This is a genomic window from Pseudoalteromonas sp. NZS100_1 (assembly GCF_015864285.1).
Taxonomy (GTDB): Bacteria; Pseudomonadota; Gammaproteobacteria; order Enterobacterales; family Alteromonadaceae; genus Pseudoalteromonas; species Pseudoalteromonas arctica.
On sequence record NZ_JADYXN010000005.1, the window covers coordinates 147,012 to 170,853 of the forward strand.

Below are 23,842 nucleotides of genomic sequence, written 5' to 3' on the forward strand. Positions count from 1 at the left end.
CCCTGTTGTTACTTTTTTAATTTGCTAAGTAGTTATATGTTAGGGATTATTAAATTAACAGTAGGATGCGATGAAGCTCTTATTTAACTCTATGAGTTAAAGCTGTAAAGGGGGTTTACAGCTTCTATTTGAGGTTGTGTAAAAGTTTAGTTAGCTGAGTTACACAGGGCTTTTATATCTTTTATAAGCGCTATGCCATCAGCGTTGTCGCCATGTACGCATAAGCTATCGGCGTTGAGCGTTAGCTTTTTTCCAGTTCGTGTTGTCACGCTGCCATCGGATAAAAGCTGAGTTACTTGTTTTAGTAATGCAGCTTTGTTGTGAACACTACCCTCAAGTGTTCGTGACACTAAATGCCCGTCGTCGGTGTACTGTCTATCGGCAAATGCCTCGAGTATTAGCTCAACTCCTGAGTTTTTAGCTATCTGAATGTGCTTATTGGCATTTTTAGTCGCTAAAACCATTAGTTTTAAATCGGTAGGGTAGCTGGCAATTGCATTTATAACGGTTTGTAATATTGACTCATTTGCCATCATGTCGTTATAAAGTGCGCCATGCGGTTTAACATAGCTAAGCGTTAAACCTTGTACTTTTGCCATGCCCTCAATAGCGGCTATTTGATAATGCAGGCAGTTTATTAGCTCGCTTGTACTAAGATTCATTGAGCGCCTACCAAAACCTTGCAGGTCTGGGTAGCTGGGGTGAGCGCCAATTTGTACGTTATATTGTTTGGCAAGTGTGAGCGTGCTTGCCATTACATCGGCATCGCCGGCATGAAAACCACAGGCAATATTAGCCATATCAATATGTGGCATTACATCATCGTCTAGCCCCATTTTCCACGCGCCAAAACTTTCGCCTAAATCACAATTAAGTTTCATATTAATGCGCCTTTTGCGATTTTATTATAACAGGCAGTACGCCGTTAGCAGGCGCTTCACCCAGTAACACTTTTGCAAGGGCGGTAAAAGCAGGCCCAGATACAATATCGTTTTTATCTACATCAATATTATATGCGTAGGATGCAAGTACAGCATTTGCATAATTACCAAATTTAGCAATGTCGTACGGTGCTCTTAGGCTTATAAAAACAGTGCTTTTATTTTCCTCTTTTGCCATATTTAATAATGACTCAAGTGCTTTTGGTTGCTCTGCATTATTAAGTGCAAAATTAGGATCGTCTTTTAAATCATCCATACCGCCAATTTCTACCGCACTTTGATTAGGCGTTGCATTGCCGGCTATAACTATATCAGCAGCGTGTATTTGTGCTTTTGCGAGTGCAGGGTCGAACCCTTGTAAGCTACTACAGCTATAGGTGAATTTTTGCTGGCTGGTAGCTTCAATTGCTTGCTGCATTGCCATACATTTACGCGTGTCGGGCATAATAATATGAACATTACTTCCTGCTTTTAAATTAAGCGGTAAAATACTGTTATTATTTTTAACCTGCGTTATAGCCTCTACAGCAAGTTGCGCTTCTATTTCACGATGTGCTGCACTGCCAATAACCTGCTTAGCTTCAGTAAGCGCGGTAATAGGGTCAAAATTAGTGCTTAATCTAAATTTATTTTTAAGAGAGGTAATACGCATCGCAGATTGTGCTATTTCTTGCTCATCAAGTTGTTTTGATTTAACCGCTGCAACAAGCTCTTTAATAAGGTCATCGAGCTTGTTTAAATCATCCGGCGTTCTAATTTCAACGGGCATTAGGGCAATGTCAGCCCCAGCCGCAAACGTATTAATTACCGCTTGAGTTGGTGTAAAAAAGTTACTAATACCTGCCATATCAAGCGCATCGGTTACTACAACACCTTGGTAATTAAGCTCACCGCGTAAAATATCAGTAATGATTGCGCGCGACATTGTTGCCGGTTTTATCATGGTTTTGCCATCAACACTTACAAACGTTGTGCTATCGAGCGCTGGATACTGGATATGCGCCGTCATGATCATGCCAGGGTTTTGCTTGGCGATAATGTGTTTAAACGGTGATAGGTCTTGCTCGTAAATAACCTCTTTTACATGGTTTACTTGAGGCAAACCTGTATGGCTATCTACATTTGTATCGCCATGCCCAGGAAAGTGCTTTAACGAAGTAATAACGCCATTGTTTTCAAACCCTGCAACTTGAGCTGCGCCTAGCTTACTAACGAGTGCTGGGTTTTCACCAAATGAGCGTACGTTGATAACAGGGTTATCGGGGTTCATGTTTACATCAACCGTAGGCGCATAATTTACATTGATACCCAGCGAATTTAGCTCTTTAGCTATTACTGTTGCTGTTTTTGTGGCAAAGCTTGTACCGTGTTTTTTGTACGTTGCGCCAATCGACATATTACCGGTAAATGATGTAGCAACATCGCGTGGTAAACGCGCTACACGTCCGCCTTCTTGATCTATTGATATAAATAAAGGCAGCTTACTACTGGACTTACTTGCAGCTGTTTGCAATTGGCTATTAAGCGTAATGGTTTGTTCTATTGATTGAGTGTTTTCAGAAAATAAAATAACTCCGCCAATATCGTATTTAGCAATAGCGACGGCAAGCTCATTAGGTAACTCGGTCATTGGAGTTCGGCATTTATTACTTGCTCCTTGCTGGCAAAAGTAGCGAAAGTCGAGTATTAACTTTTGCCCAAGTTGTTGTTCAAGAGAAAGCACGGGTTTAGCAAACGAGGATTGTAATGGCATTAAACACCCAGATAAAAAAACGATAGACGGTACAATACACTTATTTAGCAAAACACACTCCAAGGCTAAAAAGTAGATAAATGTATGCAGCTTAACTACTTTTTAAAGTAACTGCAAAAGAAGGTTTTCTTTACAAAAACCATTAACGTATTGTAAAAATTGAAGAAAAATTATAGTTTTGAACTTAGTGAAAAGTTATATTTTTTCTGGCTTTATTGATATTAGGTAATAAATTTTTAATAGGGTGTAATTGCAGGCTTTATGCTCAATTATAGGTGCAAGTATTGAATGCCTAATACTTAGGATGGCATTCATTTTCGAAAGAATTATTAATAGCCTTAATCTTCGATTTCTTATTTTTCATTTAACGATTACAGCCTTTATTAGTACTTTAGTAAGTCGCTTTTATTCTACCTACCAAGCACAAAAGGAGCAGTTAAAAACTTACACTAAAAATAACTATGCCTGCGCTAATAAACTAGCATCAACAACTTATACTCTTTAGAATCAGCAATGCAATAACCTGCCTATTCAACTAAAAATCATCTTGAAAAGACAATATTGTGGCGCATTTAGGTAGAGAAGAATTTGTATTTTTTTACCTAATAAGAACAGCAAAGTGCGCAAAATAGCGGAGCGATCACGTCAAACCGTTGAGTCTATAAATACGTAAACTATTGGATTTATAATAATTCCTATTGGCATTGCAACTTGGTCTGAGCGTAGTAACGAAATAGACCAAGTTTACAAATGTGCTGACAAAGTACTTTACCATGTTAATAAGTATGGTAGTGGTAAGTGCATTGTTGCTGATTAAAAGTGTGTTTCGATAGGAGAGTAATCAATTGCAACTTCTACATTGCTCACTGAGCTATAATTGTTTAGATCTTTAGATAATCCTGCAATATCAACATCCTTTTCAACAAGTAATGTGTAATTGTGAGCTGTCGATTTAACTAACTCATAATTATTTTTTAACTCATCAGGCAAAGAATCGGTATTTAATGTAATGGTAAGAGTACCTGTTACTACACCTTTTTGCTTTAAGTTCTGATTATAAATAACGTCGCCTTTAAATAACTGCTCAGAGTTAAAAATAAGCTTATCACCCGATGAATTTATGCTTTTAGATGCTTTTTTCATAATACCTTGACTACTTTCTTTTTTAGGAAAAATAGTGTCAGTTTTCTGGTTCTTAGATGGTTCTTTTATAATGATTTCTGCTGTTTTAGGTAGCGCCTGAGAGTTGTTAACCTCTGTTTTTTCACTGTTATTACATGCAGATAGTAATAAAGCTGCAATTATTGGCACTGAACTTATAAAAATTATTTTTTGCATTCGTTTACCTTTGTTTACTTTTCTCTAAATTTAAAGCTATTCAGCTTCATTCAAGTATGTATATTAACAACTTAACTATGCGTTTACATAAAATAATCAATTAAAAAACATTAAGTACTTTAATATAATAAATACAAACAGGTGGATACATGTCTCAATTTAAATTAACAACTATTGCCATAGTTGTAGCATCAACATTAGCAGCAGGTGAGCTAACGGCCGCTGAACAAACCCGATTTTATGATGTAAGTGCTACAAATGCAGTTACTCAGGGTACTTCTTTAGCTGCTGTTCAGCAGAGAACCTTAGCCGAACGCGCCACTGTATCGGGTCAAAAATCTATTTACGATGCACAAATGGGTAAAGCAACATTTTTATGGCAAGCAATAGGTCAGCGTAAGCCTGACATGGCTTTAATCGCAGCTGATAACCGTAATCAATATGCTGCTGACTTTTATATTGAAACTTTAACAGGTATTAGTAATCGTAAAACAACAGCATCTTCTGCTGTTATGGTTGATTTATCAGAGCAAAAACGCGGTTCTATTAGTGCAAAATACAAGCAACAAGTAAACGGTGTTGAAGTTTTTAACCGCGAATACAACTTGTTAATGGATAAAGAGTACAACCTAGTAGCAAGCTCGGGTTATTTTGCTGATACGTCGTCATCTAAAAATAAACTTGCTGCATTAACGGGTTTTGTAAGCTCTGAGCAAAGTATAAAAAAAGCATTTAGTGAATTAGCAAATATTGATGTCTCACTTCGTAAAATTGGTAACGAGGGTGGATATGCAAAGTATGAGGCTAAATCATTAGATGACTCTAAGATTGTTTTAGGTACACCACGTGCAAAAGAAGTATTTTTTGAAGTTGCAGGCGAGCTTAAATCTGCTTACTACATTGAAGTAGAAGTAGCAGAAGTTGGCTCTTTAGAAAGTGACTACTTTAGTTATGTAGTAGATTCGAATAACAGCAAAGTATATTTTGCGAAAGATTTGAAATCTCATGCAGCTGACTTTAATTACCGTGTTTACGCTAACCAAGATGGCTACCCAATGGAAAGCCCGCACGGTGACGTAATTCCTGCAGATGGCCCAGGGCAAGTAGACGAGACTGAGATTTTAGACGCGCCAATGGTATCTCTATCTTACTACAGTAAACTAAGCACAATGGACCCATGGTTAGCTGATGATGCAACGACAACATCAGGTAATAACGTATTTGCTTACGCAGATGTGGTTGCACCTCAAGACTTTAGTGAAGGTGACTTTACTGCTGAAACAACAGCAGACTTCACATTTGACTACCCTTATAAAGTAGATGAAGTTGCAAATAGCTACGCAAACCGTAAAGCGGCTATTGTTAACTTGTTTTATATGAATAACTTTTTACATGATTTTTTCTATGATCATGGTTTTGATGAAACGTCAAATGTAGCTCAAGTATCTAACTTTGGTCGTGGCGGCGTAGAAGGTGACCCGATTGAAGCACAGGCTCAAGATAACTCAGGTCGTAATAACGCAAATATGTCTACGCCAGCTGATGGTGCTAGCCCACGTATGCAAATGTACTTGTACAACAGTAAAGATGCCGTTGTTGGTGTAGATTTTGGTATTACAGTAACTTCACATGACTCTTTAGGCCTTTTAGCTTCAACAAAAGAATCTGGCTTTGGTAAATACCAATTCAGTGATGTGGCTGCAGAAGTTGTTCGTTTAGATGATGGAAATACAGTAGATTCAACAAGTGTGAATGATGGTTGTGAGCCTGCTATAAATGCAGCTGAACTAGCGGGTAAAATTGCAATTGTAGACCGTGGCTCATGCTCATTTACAATTAAAGTAAAAAATGCACAAGATGCGGGTGCAATAGCAACTATCGTTGTTAATAATGACCCAGATACAGCAGAACCGGCACCAATGGGCGGTGAAGACGATACTGTAACTATTCCAAATATGGGTTTAAATTACGCTGATGGTCATGCAATGTATGACCTAATTGATGCTAGTGAAGTTGTTACTGTAAACATGTTTACCAAAGCAACATTAAAAGATGGTACGTTTGATAATGGTATTATTGCTCATGAATGGGGTCACTACATTAGTAACCGCTTAGTCGGTAATTCATCAGGCCTTATTAACTTCCAAGGCCGCGCAATGGGCGAAGGCTGGGGCGATTTCCACTCATTAATGTTTATCGCTAAAGAAAGCGATATAAATATCACAGGTAACGATAAGTTCCAAAAAGCATATGGTAGCGGCACATTTGTAGAAGACTTCTACTTCGGTATTCGTCGTCTTCCTTATTCAACTGATACAGATGTAAATGCATTATCGTTCCGACATATTACTGAAAATGCTGGTGCTGATATTGGTATTTCACCAACAAGCGTGGCTTCTCCTCATGCTGCCGGCGAAATTTGGGCAACTGTATTATGGGAAAACTACGTAACGCTTATTAACGAGCATGGCTTTAATGAAGCACAAACTCGAATGGCAGATTACTTAGTTGCAGGTTACAAATTAACACCTATAGCACCAACCTACACTGAAGCACGTGATGCTATTTTAGCTGCTGCCTATGCAGTAGACCCTGCTGATTACAAGTTAATGGTAGGCGCATTTGCTAAACGTGGTATGGGTCTTGGCGCAGTATCGCCAGATCGTTTCAGTGAAGACCTTACTGGTGTAGTTGAATCAGATAAAACACAGCTTTCTAGCTATGCTTTTGCAAGTGCTGACTTAAACAACATGTACAATGGTACAGAGCTTGGTTTTTGTACTAACGACAATATTTTAGATAAAGGCGAAACGAGTACGGTTAGCGTAACAATTACTAACCGTGGTAGTGAAGTACTTAGTGGTACAACAGCACAACTGACAGTTATAAGCGATCATGATGTAACATTTGAAAATGATGGCCTACTTACTTTTGGTGAAGTTCAACCGTACGAAGCAATAACAAGTAACGATATTAAAGTTACTTTGAACGAAGCGGGTACAGCTGAAACACTAGAAATTGAAGTCACATTCCCTGAAATTGAAACAGACGATGATATCGTTGAAGCGCTTGATCAAACACTTACGTTTGAAGTAAATATGGGCTTTAAGTCAGAAACGCCTGTTGGAGCTGTAGTTTCTGATGATATGGAAGTAGCAAGTTCATCACTATTAGATTTAAAAGAAAACGTAATGTTTGGTGGTGATTTAGCTGCTGGCACTCAAGTAATGGATAATAGTAGTAATATTGCATTCTTTGAACAAGGTGGCTTTGGCCTAGGCACACAAGCAATGCGCCTTGTAAATAATGGCTTCCAATCGGATGTAGCAGTAGAGAGTAAGTCATTCGAAGTCGGTTACTCTGGCGACTTTGAAATTTCATTCTGGCATTTCTATAGTATCGAGGAAAACTGGGATGGTGGTGTTGTAGAAGTTAGTGTTAATGGTGGTGACTGGGTTGATGCTACTGAAATTGGCGGCACATTTGATGTTGGCTATGACGCTGTTCTAATCGAAAACGATTCTCAAGAGCTTCAAGAACGTGAAACATACACAGGTAATAACGTACAAGATAGTGGCGCGTATGGTAATTATGAAACTATCAACTTTGGTGATGCTCTAAACGGCAACTTAGTAAAAGTACGCTTTAGAATTTCATCAGATGGCGCAGTAAGTGATTTAGGTTGGTGGATTGATAACCTAACTATGTCTAACGTTTTATCTCCTGTATTTTCAGAACTTGTAGCGGGTGATTCACTAGCATGTGATAACGCAGCTCCACTTGTTTTAGTAGAAAGCGCATCAGCGGAAATTACTGAATCTGCTACAGGAACAATTACAGCAACAGCGTCAGATCGCAATGGTCAAACACTAACTTATGCTTGGACTCAGGTTAGCGGTAGTGATGCTACGCTCACTGGTACTGATACAGCAACTTTGAGCTTCACACCTGCAGCTATTACTGCAGATGAAGAGCTTGTTTTTGAAGTTGCCGTAAGTGATGGTGTAACAACTGTGACTCAACAAAGTACTGTAATGGTAAAAAATGAAGCGGTAGCAACAGTGCCTGTAACAGAAGCAAAATCTAGCGGTGGTGGTAGTTTTGGCTTTATAGCTTTATTACTTACTCCATTAGTATGGTTTAATAGACGTCGTAAAAACGTTAGTAAATAAGTTTAAATAACATCCCGTCGTCTCTAAACACATGACGGCTTTAATGAAAGGCCAGTAGCTTTTGCTTCTGGCCTTTTTTATAAACTTAGTGTGATGTTTTTAGTCCTGACCTCATATTAACTTTTTCATGGCCATACACTTTGACTTATCTATTAGTCATATTGCCTTTTTATACGACATCAACAACTTATATCTTAAAGCTTAATAAACAACCTCGGTGCGTTCACTTAGTTGGCTAGAGTTTTACTGATTAAAGGATAAAAAATGGCAATACTGGAATATATTATTTATCACGCCATACCCTAACGCATAGTCGCTAAATTGAACAAACCAACTTAATTAAAAACACTTAAACGGGTATAATACCTAACTTCGTATAATACGCGCTGAATTTGAGTGCTTTGGAATGCAGCTTTGCTATATAAATTACTACCCGCTTTAAATTTAAGATTTCTTATATTGCTACTCGCATTCTCTGCAGCACTGAGCACATTGGTAGGGAGTTTTTATTCTACCTATCAGGTTCAAAAAGAGCAGTTAACATCATATACGCTAAAAAGTAATTTAGCCTATGCACAAAAATTAGCCTCCGCAACTGATAACTTTTTAAAGTCTGCGCTTCAGCAGCTTGAATACTCAGCTAAAATTATTGAGCAATCACCAAATAACTCCAAATTATTAAACGATGAAGCCATTCGTTTAAATCATCAAACGGATAGCTTTAACTCTGTTGTGATTAATTTACATGGTGTAGTTGCAGCGACGTCGCCTCACTTTGAAAGTTTAATAGGCCAACAAATACAGTCTCCAGGAGCAATAGAAGCACTAAAAGAAAAACGCCCATTAATTAGTGAGCCTTATTTATCGGCAGCTGATAATTTAATTGTTTTTATTTCGCACCCGCTATTTGATTCTGAAGGTAAGTATTTAGGTTATATTGGGGGCTCTCTTTATTTAAAAGAGAAAAATATTTTAAATGAGCTTTTAGAACAACATTACTACAAAGGTGGTTCGTACCTTTATGTTGTTAGCTCAAATAAGCGCATTTTATATCACCCAGAACCTGCCAGAATCGGCAACGTTATTGCTAACAATGCTGTGATTGACGCTGTTATAGATGGCGAAATAGGCACTTCAACGGTTATTAATAGCTTAAATAAGCCGATGCTCGCAGGCTACGCACCCATTACTTTATCTAAATGGGGAATAGTGGCGCAAAGACCATTAGAATCAACGCTCTCTTCGCTAGATACATTAACTATTGAAGTCATTAAACAAACAATACCTATGGCATTAGTCACATTTATTTTTATTGGTTTATTCGCACACTTTATAGCAAGGCCGCTAAAGCGATTAGCCGATAACGCAAATACACTCGATGATCCAAAAAGCTTAGAAAAACTTAAAAGCGTGAAGTCGTGGTATTTTGAAAGTCAAGAACTGAAGTTAGCGATGTTAAGAGAGGTTACTTTATTACAAGCACAAATAGGTGTGCTACGCCATGACTCACAAACAGATCCCTTAACAGATACGCATAACAGAAGAAGCTTAAACGGCCTACTTAACCAGCTTATGCTAAAGCAAACCCCATTCGCTATATTAGAAATTGATATCGACTTTTTTAAACGTGTTAACGATACTTTTGGACATGATAAAGGCGACGAAACTTTAGTTTCGCTAACAAATATAATTAAAAAACTATCAAGAAGAGACGACATAGTATCAAGAATCGGCGGTGAAGAATTTGTTCTTGTACTACCAAATGAAAACAGCCAAAGTGCCTATAAAATAGCAGAGCGTTTACGTAAAACAGTAGAATCGACAGAAATAAACACCATAGGAAAAATCACTATTTCTATAGGTATTGCGACCTGGCCTGAGCATAGTACTGATATTGCCCAAGTATATAAATGTGCCGATAAGGCGCTATACCATGCTAAAGAGCATGGTCGTAACCGATGCGTAGTGGCCGATATTAGCTAAGCGCAGCTTAGTTAAGTAATACACTGTATTACTTTAAATTGATAAATACTTTACAGAGAGTTTATTAAGCCAGCCATCTGCTTTTGATGGCTTGTAAATCATTACTATGCCTTTGCTATAGTGACTGTTAACCCCCTTTACAGTTATTTTTGTAAGTGCTAAGTCATCAATCAAAAAATTTGGTAAATACGCTAATGCCAAAGCAGTTTTACTACCAAACTAACTTTTTAAAACCCGTTATATGTTGAAAAATCACGACTAATAAAACACAAAAATGCATTTTCATTAGTAAAACTAACGCAGCAACAAGGCTTGGTAATTCATAAAATACAAAGTAAACCAAGCTATGACTCGTTAAGATTAGTGCCGCTTACTAAGGGGGAGTATAACGGGGAATTAGAATGCGACAGCGCAATAAATACAACGCTTGCAAGTAAGCTAACAGCATGTTTTAAAAACGCCCCAGCTATTTAGAAAACCAAGACTTTGCGATTAATTAATTTATAAATAACGGCGATTTTGGCTTTAAAAGTGCTGTTTATATAAAGTGTTAATGGGCATTAAGTATGTAGAAGTGTACCTGAGTATACTCACCATTAAGTAATTTGACTTGAGTAAATATGTGCAATAAACGCTGCATACCCATGCAGCGTTTATTGCCATTTGTTTAGCCCTAATTAAAACTGATAGCTTACCCTTGCTGAAAAGTTACGCCCAGGTTGGGTGTATTGGCTAAAATCAGCACTTTGCGATTGACCTGCAATCAACTCAAAAGGTACATATTCTTTATCGAGCAAGTTAAGTACACCTACATTTAGCCGCCACGCTTGCCATTCGTAGTTTGCGTATAAATCAACAACGCCGTAGCCATGCCCTTGTGTGGTTTTATCACCGTTTGCATCAAGTACTACATCAGATTGCGATTTAGCTAAACGCCATGCAGCGGTCCAGTTAATATTACCCTGTTCTGTACTTAACAATACTGAGCCGTTTAACGGGCTAATGCTGGTAAGTGGCTGATCGGTTTCTTTGTTTTCACCATCAACGTAGGCTACGTTTGCCTCAAGCAGTATATTTTCAGCAACATACACGGCAATCCCTGCTTCTACACCGCTTATTTGTGTTTCGCTAATATTTTGATACTGATACAGCGTTTTGTTTACGCCAGGAATATACGTTGGCTCAACACCCACTACGGCGGTTTCTATAAAGTCATCGTATGCTGCATAAAAAGCACTTACATTTACGCTAATATCGCTGCTTGCGTATCTAAGCCCAAGCTCAAATGAGTTGCTGCTTTCTGGGTCTAAATCAGCGTTTGGTAATATTTGATAAAACGGCTCTACACCGTGGCTTTGATAAGCTTGGTCGTGTGGTGGTATTTTAAAACCTCGTACGTATTGCCCATACCACGATAAGTTATCATCCACTTGATATATAACACCTAGCTTAGGCGAAAAAGCAGATTCGGTAATATCATCAAGCTGCGCATCAGCGTAAAGCTCATCACTTTTAGCTTCTAGGGTGTAGTAATCATATCGCACGCCTGCAATAACCGACCAGGCACTGTTTTTAAACGAAATACTGTCTTGTACATAAGCGCCAATTAAAGAGGTATCGGCACCCGGAAACGCTTTTTGTTTTTGGTCTGTAAAATCAACCGTACCATCAGCTAAAACACGTGTTTTTAAACGTGGGCGAGTGGTGTCGTATAAATCGATATCAACTCCGTATACCACTTCGTGATCGGTGGTTTCTCCTTTAAGCCCTTTATTAAATACCGCTTTTAAACCTAAAATATTTTGCTCAAAGCGATAGTCGTTATAATCGGTGTAGGTGCTTGCGCCACTAATTTGATCGCTTTGCTGCTCGTAACTACTATAAGACACTTGTCCGTACCATTTATCAAATGCCGCTGTTGCTACCTCTGAATGATAATCTAGCGCCAATGACCAACTAGTGTCGTCTTCTTCAGTTTCTTGAATGGCGGGAGTTATTACTTGCTCAATTGTTTGATTAAAGTAATCAAGGGTGTATTTAAGTGTGCGTTTTTCATCAAGCTGTTGCTCAAATTTAACTAATAAAGCATCCGACTTTGCATCATAACCGGGTAAGTTTTCGTCATAGTTTTGTACTTCTTCGCTGTCGCGGTGGCTATAAACTGCGCTTACTGCAAAGTCGCCTAAGTCTTTTGCAGCGGTAATATCAGCGGCAATTTGGTTGCTTTGACCTTGATACCCTAGTGCCATTTTTACAAAGCTGCTGCTATCTTTTAAGTAATCGCTTGGATCTTTAGTGGTTATAACCACAATGCCACCGAGTGCATCAGAGCCATATAAAGACGATGCAGCACCTTTGGCTACTTCTACTTGTTTTACGCCTGCTACATCAAAGTAATTACGGCCAACTAAATAACCCCCTCCGCCAGCATAACCATCGTTGGTGCGTCGGCCATCTTTTATAAATACAACACGGTTACCACCAACACCACGTACGGTAAGTGTTTGCGCGCCTGCACCGCTGCCAGTGGTTGCAATGCTTGAATCGTATTTAAACATAGTTTGTAAATCTACAGCTAGCTGGCGTTCTATATCTTGCTCGGTAATAACAGTTACTGAGCCAGTTACATCTTTAAGCTTTTGTTCAAAGCGCGAGCCACTCACAACAATATGTTCGTCAATTATGTTTTCGGCAAATGCAGTGTCTGAGCCAAGTAATAAGGCTGCTATAGCAGTAAATTTAAATGTAGAGGGGTTCACTTTAACTCCAAATGATAATAGTTATTATTTATGACAAGGATGTTACAACTAAGTCAAATTAAGATCAATTAATTATGATAATCATTTTCATTTAGATTTAACTAGTTATAATAGCCGAAAAATAAAAGCCGGAGTTTGTAATGAAATACCTATTTATATTGTTTGCTTTAGTCGCTCAACCTGCACTTGCACAGGAGCGCGTTATTAGTGCTGGCGGCACCCTTACAGAAATAATTTATGCACTGGGCAAACAAAGTACCCTTGTAGCAGTTGATCAATCTAGTATGTACCCGCAGCAAGCTACGCAATTACCACAAGTGGGTTATTACCGCGATTTAGCGGCAGAAGGCGTACTTTCAATGCGCCCAACCACCTTATTAGCGCTTGAAGGCGCAGGGCGAAGCCAAGCACTTAAACAAATTAAGGCAACAGGGGTTAAGCTAATTCATTATAAAAAGCCCACCTCAGTTAATGAGCTACTTGAGCTAATTAAACGCCTTGGTACCGACTTAAACGCCAAGCAAAAAGCGCAATCACTTATTACGCACATTACAAACTCATTACCTGAAAAAGCAAAACAACAAACGCACAGTGCACTATTTTTACTCTCAGCTAATGAGCGCGGGCTTGTTGCCGCAGGGCAAGAAACCGTCCCTAATTTATTATTTAGCTATGCTGGCATTACTAATATAGCCACTACGCATTCAGGCTTTAAAGCAATTAACAGTGAAGTACTTGCTGTAAATCAGCCCGACTTTTTAGTTGCGCCAAAGCATGTTGTACAAAGCCTTGGTGGTAAACAAGCCTTTTGTAAGCAAGCTCCGCTACGCTTATTAAAAGCCGCGCAAAGCTGTAACTTACTTGTAATGGATAGCTTACTTTCGCTTGGCATGTCGCCGCGTATTGCCACAGCAATTAATGAGCTTAACGAATATAAAACCCAATTATGAACACCCTAACATTGAGCCGCTTTACGCCCATAACACTTAGCCCAACCCATAAATGGATGCTATTAGCCTCTGTGTGTATTTTTGCTTTGGCGCTACTAAGCATAGGGTATGGGCCTGCCGGATGGGATTGGCGTTTAGCCATTGCTTGGCTTGCGCCCGAGTACTTTAACCAGTTTGATGCCCTGCAAATTAATGTGGTAATGCAAATACGTTTGCCGCGTTTTGTACTTGCTGTATTAGTAGGGCTGATACTTGCCCAAACAGGGGCGGCAACTCAAGCATTATGCCGCAACCCATTAGCCGACCCATCTATTATTGGTATTAGTGCAGGTGCGGCTATGGTTGCTGTGGCGTTTATAGCACTTAGCGCGCAGTTTAATTTTAACGCTCAGCTGTACTTACCTTATGCCTCGTTTTTAGGAGCGCTTGGCGTTACCTCGCTGGTATATTTTATTGCCAAGCAGCAAGGGCAAATTAATATCACCACACTTATATTAGTCGGGGTTGCTATTAACGCGTTAGCCTTTGCGATTATTGGGTTATTGAGCTTTTTTGCCGACGACAGTGCATTGCGATTAATAAATTATTGGACCATGGGATCATTAGGCGGGGCAAGCTGGAGCACTATTATTCAAGCGGCGCCGTTACTGTTTATCAGCCTAATTGGCCTGTGGCGGTTAAAAAACCCCATGAACTTACTCCTGATTGGCGAGTCACAAGCTCAGTACCTAGGAGTAGACACTAATAAACTTAAATTATATGTAATTATACTCGTTGCATTAGGAGTAGGTGCGGTTGTAGCGCTTACCGGTTTAATAGGGTTTGTTGGCTTGGTAGTCCCACATATTGCCCGCTTAATGGTAGGGCCGCATTTACGTAATATGCTGCCGCTTTGTATGCTAATTGGCGTGGTGGTATTGCTACTTTCTGACTGGTTAGCACGCATTGTTATAATGCCAGCAGAGCTACCCATTGGCATTATTACCGCGCTATTGGGCGCGCCATTGTTTATTTATTTAATAGTTAAAAATAAGCGAGGTTGGTCATGATCACGTTTAATAACTTAAGCGTTGGCTTTGATAATCATAACGTTTTAAACACCATTAGCGGCAGTGCTAAAGCAGGGCAGCTTGTCGCACTACTTGGTGAAAATGGCGCGGGTAAATCAACCTTACTGCATACCTTAGCAGGAATGCATTCCTTTACAGGCAGTGTACTTTTTAATACAAAGCCTTTAGCCTCACACGCTAAAAAACGCCTTGCAACACAGCGCGCAGTCATGATGCAAGCAAACCACGTAGGGTTTGATTTTACTGTATTTGAGCTTATTGCAATGGGCCGCTACCCGTATGTAGAGTCATTAAAAATGCAAAGCGAAAAAGTACATAAATACGCCGCTATTATGGATTTAAGCCATTACTTAACTCGCCGCGTAAGTGCGCTTTCGGGCGGAGAGCAACAACGTGTTCATATGGCGCGTACCTTAGCGCAGCTTAATGCCTTTACACAATCGGCAGAGCCTAAACTAATGCTGCTCGACGAGCCTACATCAGCACTTGATATGCGCCACCAACATGCACTGCTCAGCTGCGTTAAAACCTTTGTAGAGCAGGGCAACAGCGCCATTATTGCAATACACGATCTAAATTTAGCCAGCCTTTATGCAACCGATGCTATTTTATTGCACAACAAAAAAGTGCTGCAAAGTGGGCCTATAAACACCGTATTAACTGAACAAAACTTACAACAAATGTACGCCATGAAACTGCACGTAAATCCTCATCCTTATAACGATGCACCCATGGTTTTTTCTCAACGTCAGGAGTTTTTATGAGAGAGCAAGCATTAAACGATGCACGCACCTTGGTTTACAAAACCAATGCGGGTGTCATGTCGACTATTTCTAATAATTTACGCGGCTACCCGTTTGGCTCAGTAACCCCCTATATGTGCGACGAACAAGGCCGTGTTTACTTTTTTATTAGCGATATAGCCCAGCACACTAAAAATCTAAAGCACGACTCACGTATGAGCCTTACCGTATTTGACGCCACCGACAGTGGCGATCAAAACGAGCACGGCCGCATAACGCTCGTAGGTGATGGCTCTGTTGTGCCAAGTGAGCAAGCAGACACTTTACTCAACAATTATATTGCCTTATACCCCGAAGCCGCCAGCTATCGCAACGCGCACGACTTTCAATTATGGCAATTAGACGTAATTCGTGTGCGTTACATTGGTGGCTTTGGCAAAATATTTTGGCTTGAGCAAAACGAATGGCAGGATGAGGCAAAAAACTGGGATGAAAACCAGCAGCAAAGCATGATAAGCCACATGAACGACGACCATCAAGATGCTATGTCGCTCATATTAATGCAGCACTACGGCGTAGCCGATAACACCCCAATAATGAGCGGCCTATTACCCACTGGTTTTTATATACAAAGCCAAAAGCGTAATTACTTTATTAATTTTAATACCCAGTGCAACAGCCCGTTAGAGGTTCGTAAAGCGCTGGTTGCGCTAACCAATCAAGCACGCAATAACTAAACTAAATACATGACGACATAGTTAACCTGAGCTCTGGTTAAGAAATTCACCAACTATGTCGTCATTTTATAAGCAAACTGTTTGATCGCCTCGTTTAGCTAAAGCTTTAAAAGCGGCTTGCTGATGTTCTTTTTGTACATAACGGGGTGGCAAAGGGTTAACTTGCAACTGATACCCTGTTTGGTTAGCTTGCACACTTGTAACCGGCGATATCCACACAACCTTAAGCTCTGGCGCTAAACGCTTAATAACGCGCGCTATACCTTCGCCATTTTTCACATGAAAATCGCCCGCTATATGCATTACCTGCGCATCTTTATGATTATTTAAATAGTTAACGATAGACTCCCCCATGGTTTCATCCCAGGTAACTTGCGCAGCATAATAATTTTCGTTTTGACTTGGCGTGCCATGGTGCATTGAGGTCATAAAACGTTGTTTATAATCACTGGGGGATGTATCAATAGTGGCTGCAATATAGCTCTGCTGTGTTTCATCAAGTTTACTTAGGTAACTTATGCCTTGCCTGCCAATACAGGTGACTATATTTTTAGGGGCATTTGCAGCTATTACATCGCTATTGTTCGTTTTTGCCAGCTCTACCAGCGCACGGTAATCACTTTTGTAATTTGGCCACGCTTGGGTGTTATCAATTAAGTATTGCTCACCAATTTCACCTTTAACATACTGGTTTAAAATAGGCTGATCCGCGCGGCTAAATTGCTCAAGCGACAGCGCAGTGCGTTTATTACTTTTGCTTAATTGCTCAAATAACTCAGTCTGAAATAAATGCACGCCCGGATGTGTATGCAATTCACCCACTAAAACCACATCGGCATTTAATAACTTGGGCTCTAATAATACAGAGCTAACAGGCTTTGCCTGTGCATTATAAAGTGCTGAGTAATAAAGCGATGAGCTTTTATCAGGCTCCGTAGCTGTTGTACTACAACCACTCAAACCCGTAACTAACGCCAGAGTTAACATAGACTTTTTCATACACACCTTTAAAACACTTTAATGCAAATAATTATCAATATCATATACTTGTAATACCTATTAAGCCAGCCAAACTGCTGCTTACTTACATAATCAAGGAAATGAGCGAAACGCGCATTTATATGCCTTAACTTTGCTTGTAAATATTAAATAGCTTTTGATAGCAATGCCTTAGGTAATTTGTTAAAACTGTATAAAGTAGAAACATGAGCGTGACATCGGCAGAAGTATGCTCGATTCGCGGCCTATAAAATTGTTAGATGTTAAATGGAGTTCTATGAAGCATCCACTTTTTAGTGAAAACATGGAAGATGGTTTTAGCCTATTCTTACTAAAATGTTCAGAATCAAGAAGCTGTCTCTTATTTGGTACCTCAGCTCTTTTGTTATTTATATTTGCAAGTCAAAACACCAGTTTTATGAGTTTCCTTAATGAACACTGGTTTGGTAACATTCTTAAGATTTTATGTGTAATTGGAGCTTTATTAAGTTGGTTTTCAGCACAAGCACATTCATATAAAAATGGACACTTTAAACTAGTAGCTTCCATATTCTTACTTTGGCCCATTAGCTATATATACTTGTTTTATATACAGTTAACTAAAAAACCTAACGTAAATATCAAATGAAAAAATTATAGCTGGCTGTTTTTTGTTCCTAAAACCATTTTGGTCAACTATATTTTTCCGCTTATGTAAGCGTTAGGCACTGGAGAAGGTTTAATAGATGGAACCAAATTATTCAGAATATTCTATTACTGAATTGCAAGAAGCTATCACGTCTATTGATAGGGCTTTGTACCCTGAACGCTTTGAGCTATTAAAAGCCGAACTATTAAATAGAGACGAGGAAGAGCATAATGCTTCTCAATTAGTAAGTCTTTCATCAAAGGACTTACTTATTAAGCTCAGCAATGCATTTTTTGTAATTCCGTTGATGATCTATGTAGGAGTAGATGCACTTAATAGCGGTGAAATACTCCTTAAAGGAGCAGCTATATCAAAAAATGAAAACTTTATATTATTTACATTAAGCGTAATGTTTTGTTTTTTAATCTCAGCGGTACTGACATGTAGCCTGTTTGTGGATAAGAGCAAAAGTTCCTAACAAATACATTATGTCGTTCATAAATTCACTAGGACACAGTTCGATTGGTAGTGTTTTTCTGGAGGTTGATAATATTTTCAACTCAGGGCAAAACATGCTGCACAAGCTAAGCAAAAACAAGTTATAGAGAATAAGAAGACGGTGAAGTGTATTTAAAAACTCTATAACTGAAACAAAAAGACCGCAGTAATAAATACTGCGGTCTTTGTTTTTAGCTAAGTGCTATTTAGTAAGCGCCTGCGCTGTAAATTAGCTCGTAGCTGTGGCTGTAAATCTCAAGTATGTTACCAAACGGGTCTTCCATGTAGATCATGCGGTATGGTTTTTCACCTGGGTAGTAATAACGTGGGGCTTCCATACGTTTTTTACCGCCAGCTTCCACAATACGCTCGGCTAAACCTTCTACATCAGGGTCTTGAACGCAAAAATGGAAAATACCAGTTTTCCAGTATTCAAAGTTGTCTTTAGGGTTTTCTTGGTTTTTAAATTCAAAAATTTCGACACCAATACGATCGCCTGTAGATAGGTGTGCTATTTTGAATTTTTCCCATTTTTCACCAAACACTTCTGTACACATTTCACCAATTGGGCTTTTATCTTCGGTTATCAAAGTAGGTTCCATAATAGTGTACCAACCCATAACCTTTGTATAAAACTCAACGGCTTTTTCAACGTCGGGTACTGAAATACCAATGTGCGAAAAACTACGTGGATATGTATGACTCATAATGCTTCCTCTTTAACGTGTGACTTATTTTGTCTTACGACTAGTTGATGGAGTTAGTTTACGAACCGCTACATATTAAGTAAAATTATCATTAATCATCATTTTGAGTACATTTTGTAATGATAAATCCAACATGGCTAAACACCTTTTGCACTTTGGTTGAAGTAAATCACTTTACCCAAACAGCTGAGCGCCTTTATATGACCCAGTCTGGCGTAAGTCAGCATATTAAAAAGCTAGAGCAGCAAGTTAACTGCGCTTTACTTGAGCGCCATGGTAAGCAGTTTTCGCTTACCCCTCAGGGCCAAAACTTATATCAGCAGGGCAGCTTACTTCTTAATGATTGGCAATTTTTAGAACAACAATTAAAAGATGATTCGCCGTACAGCAGAGCGGTAAAGATTCAATCTCCGGGCAGTTGTGGTTTAAAGTTTTATAATCAATTATTAGCACTGCAATCTGAGCATAAAGAACTAATTATTGATTACCGCTTTGCGCCCAATGTAAGTGTTGAACAAGCTGTAGCAAACCACAGTGCCGACATTGGGTTTTTAACTCAAGCTCCAACATTTAGCGAACTAACCAGCCATAAAATAAGCCAAGAGCCACTACTACTTGTAACGCCTGCAGGTATAAACATGCCTAATTGGCAAACCCTGTGTGAGCTAGGGTTTATTGCTCACCCCGATGCAAGCCATCATGCGCAGCTACTACTAAGCGAAAACTACAGTGAGTTTGAGCATATTGACCAAATAAGACGTACGGGATTTTCTAACCAAATTAGTTTGATACTAGAACCTGTAAGCTTAGGGCTGGGTTTTACGGTATTACCTGCTCATGCTGTTGGCGCATTCAATAAACCACTACTTATAAAAACACATCATTTAAAATGTCCGGTTAGTGAATCTATTTATGTGTGCCATCACCGAAATAGGCCGTTGGCAAAACGTATGAATACAGTGATTGAGCTAATAAAGGCGGGAGTAAATAGTTAAAACGTAAACCCCCTTTACACCCACGGCACTTAATACCATAAGCAAAAGGGGGAATAGAAAATTAGTTAACGCTTTCTAATTTTGCTTTTAAATCGAGTAAATCGGTTGCAATAGTATTTGGCTGTATTTCCCACGGATCAAAAATTGAATCTTTAGATCGTTGAATCCACGCCGCTCGCATACCGTGCGATATGGCACCGGTTACATCAAACGGGTTACTTGATACAAGCCACGTGTTTGCGCCTGTTGAATTGGTTTCGCGTAAAAAGTGGCTATAAACCCCTGGGTTTGGTTTAAAGGTTTTAACGTCGTCGGCACTTACTACCCCTTCAAAAAGCTCACTAATGCCAGCGGTTTCTAATAAGGTATGAACTGCGTCGGCAGCGCCGTTTGAAAATGCAAACAAACGGTAATCTTTCGCTTTTAATTGCTCAAGGCCTGCTTTTACATCATCGAACGCAGGAAGCGTTTTATAAAGCTCTAGCAGTTGCCCCTTTTGATCTTCACTTAGCTCGGTTTTGTGCGCTAAGCAGGCGTAATCGAGTGCGTGTTTTGTACATAGCGAGAAAGGAATATAATTTTGCATTAATCCACGTCTAAATGAATACTCTAATTGCTTTTCGCGCCATGTATTTGAAAATGCTTGGGCGTTATCGCCAATCATGTCGTCGAGTAAGGACAGTACGCCGTGAGTGTTTATTAGCGTACCGTATACGTCAAATGCAAGTGTAGTTGCCATGTTTGCTCCGCAATAAAATAAATGAAGTTGGTTTTAGAGTACTTGCTTACAGCTTAACTTAATTTGAACGAACGCTCAAATTAATAAAACTTATAAGCATCGAGTGCTAAAATATCCATTTCTATATCTTCATGTATTTTTTTGGCTTTACCGTCACTACTTCCAAGCGCTGCAAAAAGAGGTAAAAAGTGCTCCTGGGTAGGGTGATTAAATAAAGCATGGGGTGCTTCATTTAAATAGCTAAGTAACGCCTGGGTGTTTTGCGCTATTAATTTTTGCTCAACCCAATAAGTAAACTCATTAACCATTTGAACACGATTAGGTGTAGCAGGGCTTTTAAATATTTCACGTAGATTGTGACTAATACCGCCTGAGCCAATAATTAATACGTTATCGCTGCGCAGTGGTGCAAGTAACTGTCCGTATTTATACATCGCCTGAGCGCCTAAACGCGTGTTAATAGACACCTGAACAATGGGAATATTAGCTGCTGGGTACATTAAGCGCAGCGGGATCCACACACCATGATCCCACCCTTGATCTGCACTTTGCACCGTTTTAATACCCGCTTTGTAAAAGTGCTCACTAATAGTATTAGCAAGCTTAGGGTCTCCTGGTGCTGGGTATTGAATTTCATATAGGGGCTTGGGGAAGTTATAAAAGTCGTGAATAGTATGCGGCGTATCTCCTGATGTAATAACTATATCGTGCGCTTCATCAAAGTGGGCAGAAAAAACCACAATAGCACGTGGTTTACTAAGCGTTTGACCTAATGATGCAAGAAAATCTGACGTAGCCGATTGCTGAACAGCCATCATTGGCGAGCCGTGAGATATAAATAAAGCTGGCTGAGTCATACTAAAACCTTAAACAAATAAACGTGTTATAAACACTATATAAGTTTCTAATTTGACGATAAATATGATACTTATTTATACATTATCAACAAGGCATTGTTAAAAAATGGATAAGCTCACCACCATGAAGACCTTTTTAGCCGTTGTGCAAGAAGGATCATTTTCAAAAGCGGCCGATAAACTCGATATTTCGCCGCAGTTAGTCAGCAAATATATTTCTGCGCTGGAAGATAATCTACGCACACGTTTATTACACCGTACAACGCGAAAAGTAAGTGTTACAGAGGCTGGAAATCAGTATTATCAGCGTTGTCAGCAGGTGGTTATTGATATTGAAGACATGGAAAACTCCCTCAATAACTTAAGCGAAAATGTATCGGGTGTGCTTAGTATTAGTGCGCCTATGTCGTTTGGTACAAAGCATTTAGCAGGCTTGCTAGTTGATTTTCAAAAGCAGTATCCAAATTTAAAGTTAGATTTACGGCTCACCGACCAATATGTAGACATAGTAGAGCAGGGTATTGATATTGCTCTGCGCATTGGCGTATTAAAAAACTCAACGTTGATAGCTAAAAAAATTGCACCTATACACCTAGCGGTGTTTGCGTCACCCGACTATTTAAAACGCCATGGCACGCCACAAACGCTTTTAGATTTACAGTCACATAATTATTTACGCTATTCCCACAGCGAGCCCACAAAGCGATTATTTGGGGTTAATGAGCTAAAAAGCGAGCTAAAGCTTGAAAGTAACTTTGTGGCTAACAATGGTGATTTGCTACTAAATACAGCCATTGCGGGTGGTGGTATTGCTATGCAGCCAACATTTATAGCAGGGGAAGCACTGGCTCAAGGTAAAGTAGTGCGCATTTTAAAAGACTATGAACCCGAGCCAATGGGGCTTTACATGGTGTATGCAAACAGACAGTTTTTACCCAGTAAAGTACGTGCGTTTGTTGATTTTGCAAGTGGCTATTATGGCGATACACCTTACTGGGATTTAGGAGAGTGATATGTCGATAACTAATCAATTAACGTTATTTGTAGATGTAGTGCAAAAAGGCTCATTTGCCAAAGCCGCAGCACTGCATGATATGGATAATTCGTCGCTGTCTAAACAAATTAAAAAACTCGAAACCAGTTTAGGTGTGCAATTGTTAAATCGTTCTACGCGCTCGTTTTCGCTCACCTCAGCAGGAGAGGAAATTTTAACGCAAGCGCATATTCTTATCGATACACTTTCTGATATCCATAGCATAGCCGACTCGTATCAGGCAAAGCCAAAAGGTATTTTGCGCATTACCTCCGGTATGTTTTTTGGTCAGCAGTATATTCAGCCCGCTATTAATATATTTATGCAAAAGTATCCTGAGGTAAAAACAACCTTGATGCTTGACGATAAGCGTAACGATATTATTGCCGATCATTACGATTTAGCCTTTAGAATAGGCAAACTAAACGACTCTAATTTAATGGCTAGAAAAATTGCTAATATGCACTTTGCGCTTGTTGCATCACATGATTTTATAAAAAAGCACGGAATGCCAAGCACGCCAGAAGATTTATTAGCTTTACCCGCTATTATTTATGGCAATGGCGATGTAAGTCTCGACCAAGTTAAGTTAAGCACTGAGCCTCATGGTGATGAGCAAAAAATACATAAAATGAAAGGCAATTACAAAGTGAGTGATGTACGCGCTATGGTCGATGCAGTAAAAGCAGGGCTTGGGTATGTAATGCTCGATTTATTTAATCTAGAAGAACCTATTGATAAAATGGGCCTTGTGCCGCTTTTAACTAATTATAAACTATCAACTATGGGCACAGGTATTTACGCGCTTTACCCTCATCGTAAACAAACCCCATTGGTAAGTGAGTTTATTAAAACCGTGCAAGAGTATATTGGTACACCGCCATTTTGGGTTGAACATATGCCTAATTACAAACAGTTATACAAATAGCAGATATAAAAA

The 23,842-nt window shown here is 39.3% G+C and carries 18 protein-coding genes; 10 read left to right on the forward strand and 8 right to left on the reverse strand.

Annotation, left to right across the window (positions count from 1 at the left end; all coding sequences use genetic code 11):
• Window positions 1-146: 146 nt before the first annotated feature.
• From I6F66_RS05400 to I6F66_RS05410, 3 genes are all read right to left on the reverse strand, one after another.
• Entirely contained in the window at window positions 147-881 is a 735-nt protein-coding gene (locus tag I6F66_RS05400) for a 5-oxoprolinase subunit PxpA (protein WP_197159935.1), read from the reverse strand.
• Window position 882: 1 nt separating this feature from the next.
• Window positions 883-2,694, reverse strand: coding sequence for a glycoside hydrolase family 3 protein (locus I6F66_RS05405; protein ID WP_197208871.1), 1,812 nt, complete (start codon window positions 2,692-2,694; stop codon window positions 883-885).
• A gap of 813 nt (window positions 2,695-3,507) precedes the next feature.
• Window positions 3,508-4,032, reverse strand: a complete 525-nt coding sequence (locus I6F66_RS05410; RefSeq protein ID WP_024592711.1) for a hypothetical protein — start codon at window positions 4,030-4,032, stop codon at window positions 3,508-3,510.
• 149 nt (window positions 4,033-4,181) lie between these two features.
• Here I6F66_RS05410 and I6F66_RS05415 point away from each other — a divergent pair, with 149 nt between their 5' ends.
• Both I6F66_RS05415 and I6F66_RS05420 read left to right on the forward strand, forming a co-directional pair.
• Window positions 4,182-8,204, forward strand: a complete 4,023-nt coding sequence (locus I6F66_RS05415) for a rhombosortase-dependent M36 family metallopeptidase (protein ID WP_197119010.1) — start codon at window positions 4,182-4,184, stop codon at window positions 8,202-8,204.
• Between the two features lie 459 nt (window positions 8,205-8,663).
• Window positions 8,664-10,187 carry a sensor domain-containing diguanylate cyclase gene (locus tag I6F66_RS05420; protein ID WP_165727926.1) on the forward strand — a complete coding sequence of 508 codons (1,524 nt, stop codon included), beginning with the start codon at window positions 8,664-8,666 and terminating at the stop codon, window positions 10,185-10,187.
• A 677-nt stretch (window positions 10,188-10,864) separates the two neighbouring features.
• On the opposite strand, the gene I6F66_RS05425 is transcribed toward I6F66_RS05420, so the two are convergent.
• Complete coding sequence (locus tag I6F66_RS05425; protein ID WP_197208872.1) at window positions 10,865-12,946, reverse strand: TonB-dependent hemoglobin/transferrin/lactoferrin family receptor; 2,082 nt, start codon at window positions 12,944-12,946, stop codon at window positions 10,865-10,867.
• A 140-nt stretch (window positions 12,947-13,086) separates the two neighbouring features.
• On the opposite strand from I6F66_RS05425, the gene I6F66_RS05430 reads away from it, so the two are divergent.
• The 4 genes from I6F66_RS05430 to I6F66_RS05445 are packed head-to-tail and all read left to right on the forward strand — an operon-like array spanning window position 13,087 to window position 16,446.
• On the forward strand, window positions 13,087-13,896 hold the full coding sequence (locus I6F66_RS05430) for a hemin ABC transporter substrate-binding protein (protein WP_197208873.1): 810 nt from the start codon (window positions 13,087-13,089) through the stop codon (window positions 13,894-13,896).
• On the forward strand, window positions 13,893-14,945 hold the full coding sequence (locus tag I6F66_RS05435) for an iron ABC transporter permease (RefSeq protein WP_197208874.1): 1,053 nt from the start codon (window positions 13,893-13,895) through the stop codon (window positions 14,943-14,945). Before I6F66_RS05430 ends, I6F66_RS05435 begins: the two co-directional genes overlap by 4 nt.
• On the forward strand, window positions 14,942-15,730 hold the full coding sequence (locus I6F66_RS05440; RefSeq protein ID WP_166377507.1) for a heme ABC transporter ATP-binding protein: 789 nt from the start codon (window positions 14,942-14,944) through the stop codon (window positions 15,728-15,730). Before I6F66_RS05435 ends, I6F66_RS05440 begins: the two co-directional genes overlap by 4 nt.
• Window positions 15,727-16,446, forward strand: a complete 720-nt coding sequence (locus tag I6F66_RS05445) for a HugZ family protein (protein WP_197208875.1) — start codon at window positions 15,727-15,729, stop codon at window positions 16,444-16,446. Before I6F66_RS05440 ends, I6F66_RS05445 begins: the two co-directional genes overlap by 4 nt.
• Before the next feature lie 66 nt (window positions 16,447-16,512).
• Here I6F66_RS05445 and I6F66_RS05450 read toward each other — a convergent pair whose 3' ends face one another.
• Window positions 16,513-17,445 (reverse strand): ChaN family lipoprotein, encoded by a 933-nt coding sequence (locus I6F66_RS05450; RefSeq protein WP_165739569.1) that lies wholly within the window; start codon window positions 17,443-17,445, stop codon window positions 16,513-16,515.
• Window positions 17,446-18,170: 725 nt separating this feature from the next.
• On the opposite strand from I6F66_RS05450, the gene I6F66_RS05455 reads away from it, so the two are divergent.
• Complete coding sequence (locus I6F66_RS05455) at window positions 18,171-18,551, forward strand: hypothetical protein (protein WP_010552898.1); 381 nt, start codon at window positions 18,171-18,173, stop codon at window positions 18,549-18,551.
• 226 nt (window positions 18,552-18,777) lie between these two features.
• On the opposite strand, the gene I6F66_RS05460 is transcribed toward I6F66_RS05455, so the two are convergent.
• Window positions 18,778-19,278, reverse strand: coding sequence for a lactoylglutathione lyase family protein (locus I6F66_RS05460; protein ID WP_002959229.1), 501 nt, complete (start codon window positions 19,276-19,278; stop codon window positions 18,778-18,780).
• Between the two features lie 119 nt (window positions 19,279-19,397).
• On the opposite strand from I6F66_RS05460, the gene I6F66_RS05465 reads away from it, so the two are divergent.
• Window positions 19,398-20,273 carry a LysR family transcriptional regulator gene (locus I6F66_RS05465; RefSeq protein WP_197208876.1) on the forward strand — a complete coding sequence of 292 codons (876 nt, stop codon included), beginning with the start codon at window positions 19,398-19,400 and terminating at the stop codon, window positions 20,271-20,273.
• 61 nt (window positions 20,274-20,334) lie between these two features.
• Here I6F66_RS05465 and I6F66_RS05470 read toward each other — a convergent pair whose 3' ends face one another.
• On the reverse strand, window positions 20,335-21,012 hold the full coding sequence (locus I6F66_RS05470; protein WP_024591580.1) for a haloacid dehalogenase type II: 678 nt from the start codon (window positions 21,010-21,012) through the stop codon (window positions 20,335-20,337).
• 80 nt (window positions 21,013-21,092) lie between these two features.
• Window positions 21,093-21,869 carry a class III extradiol ring-cleavage dioxygenase gene (locus I6F66_RS05475; protein WP_165727934.1) on the reverse strand — a complete coding sequence of 259 codons (777 nt, stop codon included), beginning with the start codon at window positions 21,867-21,869 and terminating at the stop codon, window positions 21,093-21,095.
• Between the two features lie 106 nt (window positions 21,870-21,975).
• Here I6F66_RS05475 and I6F66_RS05480 point away from each other — a divergent pair, with 106 nt between their 5' ends.
• Both I6F66_RS05480 and I6F66_RS05485 read left to right on the forward strand, forming a co-directional pair.
• The gene (locus I6F66_RS05480) at window positions 21,976-22,881 is read left to right on the forward strand and encodes a LysR family transcriptional regulator (protein WP_197119001.1); all 906 of its coding nucleotides are present in this window, start codon (window positions 21,976-21,978) and stop codon (window positions 22,879-22,881) included.
• A gap of 1 nt (window position 22,882) precedes the next feature.
• A complete protein-coding gene (locus tag I6F66_RS05485) occupies window positions 22,883-23,830 on the forward strand; it encodes a LysR family transcriptional regulator (protein WP_197208877.1) in 948 nt (315 codons plus the stop codon).
• Window positions 23,831-23,842: the final 12 nt, after the last annotated feature.

Bases quoted from the DNA above. Each gene is read 5' to 3' on its own strand.
- I6F66_RS05470 (WP_024591580.1), bottom strand. From the start codon at position 21,012: ATGGCAACTACACTTGCATTTGACGTATACGGTACGCTAATAAACACT.
- I6F66_RS05465 (WP_197208876.1), top strand. From the start codon at position 19,398: ATGATAAATCCAACATGGCTAAACACCTTTTGCACTTTGGTTGAAGTA.
- I6F66_RS05430 (WP_197208873.1), top strand. From the start codon at position 13,087: ATGAAATACCTATTTATATTGTTTGCTTTAGTCGCTCAACCTGCACTT.
- I6F66_RS05460 (WP_002959229.1), bottom strand. From the start codon at position 19,278: ATGAGTCATACATATCCACGTAGTTTTTCGCACATTGGTATTTCAGTA.
- I6F66_RS05440 (WP_166377507.1), top strand. From the start codon at position 14,942: ATGATCACGTTTAATAACTTAAGCGTTGGCTTTGATAATCATAACGTT.
- I6F66_RS05400 (WP_197159935.1), bottom strand. From the start codon at position 881: ATGAAACTTAATTGTGATTTAGGCGAAAGTTTTGGCGCGTGGAAAATG.
- I6F66_RS05475 (WP_165727934.1), bottom strand. From the start codon at position 21,869: ATGACTCAGCCAGCTTTATTTATATCTCACGGCTCGCCAATGATGGCT.
- I6F66_RS05445 (WP_197208875.1), top strand. From the start codon at position 15,727: ATGAGAGAGCAAGCATTAAACGATGCACGCACCTTGGTTTACAAAACC.
- I6F66_RS05435 (WP_197208874.1), top strand. From the start codon at position 13,893: ATGAACACCCTAACATTGAGCCGCTTTACGCCCATAACACTTAGCCCA.
- I6F66_RS05410 (WP_024592711.1), bottom strand. From the start codon at position 4,032: ATGCAAAAAATAATTTTTATAAGTTCAGTGCCAATAATTGCAGCTTTA.
- I6F66_RS05415 (WP_197119010.1), top strand. From the start codon at position 4,182: ATGTCTCAATTTAAATTAACAACTATTGCCATAGTTGTAGCATCAACA.
- I6F66_RS05480 (WP_197119001.1), top strand. From the start codon at position 21,976: ATGGATAAGCTCACCACCATGAAGACCTTTTTAGCCGTTGTGCAAGAA.
- I6F66_RS05485 (WP_197208877.1), top strand. From the start codon at position 22,883: ATGTCGATAACTAATCAATTAACGTTATTTGTAGATGTAGTGCAAAAA.
- I6F66_RS05455 (WP_010552898.1), top strand. From the start codon at position 18,171: ATGGAACCAAATTATTCAGAATATTCTATTACTGAATTGCAAGAAGCT.
- I6F66_RS05405 (WP_197208871.1), bottom strand. From the start codon at position 2,694: ATGCCATTACAATCCTCGTTTGCTAAACCCGTGCTTTCTCTTGAACAA.
- I6F66_RS05450 (WP_165739569.1), bottom strand. From the start codon at position 17,445: ATGAAAAAGTCTATGTTAACTCTGGCGTTAGTTACGGGTTTGAGTGGT.